Raw genomic sequence first — 2,927 nt, 5'->3', positions numbered from 1 at the left:
ACCCACCTCGCCCGTGTCGCCCCCTCCTCAGGGCGCTTTGATCACGGCAGGCGGCGTCGGTGATACTGGGGCCGCACATGAGCGTCGTCGGCCGCGGCCACGACGCGGCAGGGCGGTTTGCGAAAGACGGGGACATGCGTAGCGGAGCACGACGCCGGGGTGTTGGTTTTGCAGGGGCGGGAGCCGCGTTGGTGCTCCTCCTCGCGGGCTGCGGGGGTGACTCGTCGTCCGGAGACGGCGACGCCTCCGCGCAGAAGGAAGCCGGAGCGAGCGGCGAGGCCGCCGAGCCCGTCACGCTCGAGACCGAGGCGCGGAAGGCGACCCTGACCGACCGGGACAAGAAGTCGCACGCCCTCACGGTCGAACCCAAGAGCCTGCTGCGCGGCGCGCCGTCCGACCTGGAGAACGTCCGACTCAAGGACGAACTCAAGGGAATGCAGCCGTACTACCTCACCGTCTCGTTCACCAACAACGGCGAGGAGCCCCTGACGCGGCCTGGCCTGACGAGGAAGCTGTCGCTCGTGGACGCCGCCGGTGTCCCGGGCAAGGCCATCACACTCATGTCCGGCTTCTCGTCGACGCAGTCCGACAAGACGCCGAAGTGCTCCGGAAACGACCCCGCCGGCATCGCCGCAGGCGACACGGCGGAGGTCTGCGCACTGGTGATGATGGCCAAGGGCTCCGCCCCCGCGACCGTCGCGTACGCCGACGACAACAGCGACTCCCTCCTCTGGAAGGCCGGGGACGGCACGTCCGACTCGGACAGCGTGCTGCCGAAGGACAAGTCCGCCGACTCCGCCGTCGAGCGCAGCGGCGATCTGATCCCGATCACGGCAACGCCGAAGAGTGTGCGTGAGGGAAGCCTGGACGACCTGAGCCGCTTCAGGCTGAGCGACGCCACGCGCGAGAAGGTCCCGTACTACGTGACGATCGAGTACCGGAACAACGGCGACCAGGACGTTCTCCCCAGCATGGCCAAGAACGTCGTGCTCAACAGCGCGGGCGGAGTCCAGAGCCAGAAGCTGACGCTCATCAGCATCGGTGGCCCGGGCGTCGAGCAGTGCCCGGACGCCGTACCGAACGAGATGGTCAAGCCGGGCGCCACGGTCACCGAGTGCTCGATCCACTTCCTCCCCAAGGGCGACCGCCCCGCCACCGTCTCCTTCAAGTCCGCCGACCCCGACCCGAAGTGGACCTTCTGGCGCGCCTCGTGAGTCGGCGGTGACCTCGCAGCCGGCGGACTTGCGGGGCCCTCTGGGGGCGGTCGTGTCGGCGCCGTAAAGTATGGCGATGCACATGGGCTGCCGGGAGGGGACTGGGGTGCCGTACACACACTCTGACGGTTCCTTCGCCATAGGGACTTCCACGCCATGGTGACCACCACCGCAGGCCCGCCCGAGGCCGCACCGTCCCGGACCGCGCCCGTGGCGCCGTACGCCGGTTGGCGCTGGGACGAGAAGACCGCGGCGCGGGCCGCCGGCGTGGTGAGCGTGGTCCTCGCGTTGGCCGCGGCGAGCCTGACGGCCGTCCGGCTCGGCTCGGCCACTGCGGCTGTGGCGGGCGCGACCGTCGCGCTGCCGGCGCTGGCCGGAGGGGCGTTGCTGTCGCGGAGCGGGCGCCGTGCCGCCGGCGTACCGCTGTTGGACCTCGGCGGGTCGCTCCTGGTTCTCGCCTGCTGGTTCGGCTTCGGTGGAGTGGAGGTCCGGCTGGTCGCGGTCGGGGCTGCTCTCGCAGCCGTGGTCGCGCTGCTCGGCTGGTGCACGGACCGACTGCGTACGGCGGTGCTCGCGGCGGGAGCGGTGCTGGCCGGCGCCGTGCTCTGGGCGGCGGCCCTGGCCGTCGTGGACGCGGCGACGGCCGGAGTGGTGCTCGGTGCGCTGTCGGTGCTGGTACTGGGAGTCGTGCCGCGGCTGGCGCTCGCGTCGGCGGGGCTGACCCGTTGGCACGTGCGCCGACCCGACGCCGCCACCGTTCGGCGCCACGAGGTGGACACCGCACTCGCCGTCACCCACCGGGAGTTGGCGCCGGTTGGCCTCGTCGCGGCGGTGTCGGCCACCGCCGGGGGCTGGCTGGCGCTTGACGGCGCCGCGGGCTGGGGGGCCGGCTACACACTGCTTGTCGCCCTGCTGCTCGTCTCCCGCTGCCGCGCCTACCCGCTCACGGTGGAGGTGCTCGCGCTGCTGGCCGGTGCGACGCTGCTGGTCGTACGGGTGGTGGCGGTGTGGTCGGCCGGGACGGCCGTCGGTCCGCTGGTGGCTCTGGGGGCGCTGGCCCTGCTCCCGTTGGTGCCGTTGGCGGCGCCGCCCGCCGCACGGGCGCGGAGGCGGGCGCGGCAGGTGGCGAACCTGGCCGAGTCGGCCGCCGTGGTGCTGCTGCTGCCGGTCGCACTGGGCGTGTGCGGGTTGTACGACCGCTTCGTCGACTCGTTCTGAGCTGAAGTACGTACGTCGAGGGGACGGTAGAGATGTCGGCACCGGAAGAGACGACGGACCGGCGGGACGCACGGCCGCCGACGGCACCGGGTGCCGGGCTCCCGCCGATGCCGACGACGCCGCCGGCGCCCGCGGCCCCTCGGACGGCGCCGTCCGGCCCCGTCGGCGCGCCGGAGGCCGGGGTGGTGCCGGCGCCGCCGCCCGGCTTCACCCCGCTGGACGCGCCGCCCACCGTCGCGGAGGGGGAGGGCCGAGAAGCGTCGGACGCGCCTGAGGCGCCTCGCGCGCCTGGCCGTCGTCCTGTGCCAAGCGGGTCTCTTGCGCCAAGCGGTCCGCCCGCGCCTGGCGTTGCTTCCGCGCCCGGCGTTCCTTGCGCGCCCGGTGACTCGTCCGCCACCGCCGCACCCGGCGTGTCCTCAGCCGCCGGTTCGTCCCCGGCGGCCCCCGTGGGCGGGGCGTATCCGCCGCCGGCGGTGACCGCCTACGCGCCCGCCC

At 73.5% G+C, this 2,927-nt stretch carries 2 protein-coding genes; both read left to right on the top strand.

From position 1 onward, the window contains the following. The first annotated feature begins 191 nt into the window (after positions 1-191). On the top strand, positions 192-1,214 hold the full coding sequence (locus tag GL263_RS24420) for a hypothetical protein (protein WP_182857909.1): 1,023 nt from the start codon (positions 192-194) through the stop codon (positions 1,212-1,214). Between the two features lie 156 nt (positions 1,215-1,370). After that, positions 1,371-2,432 (top strand): secretion protein snm4, encoded by a 1,062-nt coding sequence (locus GL263_RS24415; RefSeq protein ID WP_182857908.1) that lies wholly within the window; start codon positions 1,371-1,373, stop codon positions 2,430-2,432. The last annotated feature ends 495 nt before the right edge of the window (positions 2,433-2,927 follow it).

The sequence above is a fragment of the Streptomyces durbertensis genome (genome assembly GCF_014156695.1).
In the GTDB taxonomy this organism is placed as follows: domain Bacteria; phylum Actinomycetota; class Actinomycetes; order Streptomycetales; family Streptomycetaceae; genus Streptomyces; species Streptomyces durbertensis.
Note: the sequence above shows the minus strand (reverse complement) of the source record. Positions and strands in the feature narration are given on the sequence as shown.